Annotated in this window: 2 protein-coding genes; both read left to right on the forward strand. The window is 66.0% G+C overall.

Annotated elements, in window-relative coordinates:
* Positions 1-70 precede the first annotated feature (70 nt).
* A complete protein-coding gene (gene istA, locus AWC18_RS00390) occupies positions 71-1,312 on the forward strand; it encodes an IS21 family transposase (protein ID WP_064999378.1) in 1,242 nt (413 codons plus the stop codon).
* A 2-nt stretch (positions 1,313-1,314) separates the two neighbouring features.
* Positions 1,315-2,097, forward strand: a complete 783-nt coding sequence (gene istB / locus AWC18_RS00395) for an IS21-like element helper ATPase IstB (RefSeq protein WP_474627371.1) — start codon at positions 1,315-1,317, stop codon at positions 2,095-2,097.
* Positions 2,098-2,159: the final 62 nt, after the last annotated feature.

Below are 2,159 nucleotides of genomic sequence, written 5' to 3' on the forward strand. Positions count from 1 at the left end.
TGTTAACGACGGTTGAGAACCCGGCCAGTCGCGACGGTTGAAAAGTAGGCCACCCAATCAGATTGGATGGGTGATCTCCTTGGAAGACTGGGCCTTGATCCGGCACCTTCATCGCAGCGAAGGATTGTCGCAGCGAGCTATCGCACGGCAGCTGAGCATCGCGCGAGACACGGTGGCCAGTGCACTGGCCAGTGATGGTCCACCGAAGTACGAGCGGGCAGCGGCGCCGTCGGCGATCAGCGAGATCGAGCCCCGGATCCGGGCGCTGTTGACGGCGTATCCCGGTATGCCGGCGACGGTAATCGCCGAGCGGGTCGGCTGGTCCGGCTCGATCTCCTGGTTCCGGGAGCGGGTCCGGGCGATCCGCCCGGAGTACCTGCCGGCCGATCCGGTCGATCGCCTCGAGCATCCGCCGGGGCGGGTGATCCAGTGCGACCTGTGGTTCCCGGCACCGAGGATTGCGGTCGGGTTCGGCCAGGAGGCGATGCTGCCGGTGCTGGTGATGGTGGCCGCCTTCTCCCGGTTCGTCGCTGCGGTGATGCTGCCCTCGCGCCAAACCATGGACCTCGTGGCCGGGATGTGGCAGCTGCTCTCGCAGAACTTCACCACGGTGCCCCACGAGTTGTGGTGGGACAACGAAGCCGGGATCGGGCGTCGCGGCCGGTTGACCGAGCCCGTGACGGCCTTGGTGGGCACGCTGGGGTCCCGACTGGTGCAGATGAAGCCCAACGACCCCGAATCCAAAGGAATGGTGGAGCGAGCCAACCGGTATCTGGAGACCTCGTTTCTGCCCGGTCGCAGCTTCACCTCACCGCACGACTTCAATGACCAACTCGGGCTATGGCTTCCGATTGCCAACAACCGACGGGTACGGGTGTTGGATGGTCGTCCGGTCGACTTTTTGGATATCGATCGCGCTCACATGCTGGCGCTGCCACCGGTCCCACCGACCGTCGAGACGGTGACCTCGGTGCGGTTGGGACGCGACTACTACGTCCGGGTGGCCGGCAATGACTACTCCGTGGACCCCCATGCGATCGGCCAACTCGTCGACGTGAGCACCACCCTGAGCCGTGTAGCGGTGACCCGGTCGGGTCGCCTGCTGGCGGCTCACGACCGCTGCTGGGCGACGCGCCAAACGCTGACCGATCCCACCCACGTGCAGGCTGCCGCGGTGCTGCGTCACCAGTTCCAAGCCGGCCCGCCACCGGCGGCAGGTGATCAGCTGGTGCGCGACCTGGCCGACTACGACCGGGCATTTGGCGTGGACTTCACCTCGGGCGCAGTCACTTCCGATGACGAGGTGGCATGAGCATGGCCGAGGATCCGATGAAGGCCGTCCTGCACTACGCCCAAGCGCTCAAGGCGCCGCGCATCCGCGACTCGGCTGCCCGGCTGGCCGAGCAAGCCCGCGACGCCGCCTGGACCCACGAGGAATACCTCGCCGCAGTCCTGTCACGGGAGGTCTCGGCCCGGGAAGCATCCGGCGCGGCGACGCGCATCCGCTCGGCGGGGTTTCCGACCCGCAAATCATTGGAGGACTTCAACTTCGATCACCAACCCTCACTGAACCGGGACATGATCGCCCACCTGGGCACCGGCGCGTTCCTGGCCAAGGCATCCAACGTCGTCCTCCTCGGGCCACCCGGAACTGGCAAAACCCACCTCGCCATCGGGCTGGCGGTCAAGGCCGCCCAGACCGGCCATCGCATCGCGTTCGCCACCGCCGTGGATTGGGTGGCCCGACTCAAAGCCGCCCACAACGCCGGGCGACTCCCAGCCGAGCTGGCCAAGCTGCGTCGCATCGGTCTGCTCGTCGTCGACGAGGTCGGCTACATCCCCTTCGAGCAGGACGCGGCGAACCTGTTCTTTCAACTGGTCTCCAGCCGCTACGAGCACGCCTCACTGATCCTGACCTCGAACCTGCCCTTCGCCCGCTGGGGCGACGTGTTCGGTGATCAAGTGGTGGCCGCGGCGATGATCGACCGCATCGTGCACCACGCCGACGTCTTGACCCTCAAAGGCTCCAGCTATCGGCTCAAGGACACCGGAATCGACACCTTGCCCTCCGCCAGAGCCGACAACACGGCACAATAACCACGACCACGTGGCCTACTTTTCACCGTCGCTTCTGGCCTAGTTTTCGACCGTCGTCAACA

It is taken from the genome of Mycolicibacter nonchromogenicus (assembly GCF_002101775.1).
GTDB classification, from domain to species: domain Bacteria; phylum Actinomycetota; class Actinomycetes; order Mycobacteriales; family Mycobacteriaceae; genus Mycobacterium; species Mycobacterium nonchromogenicum.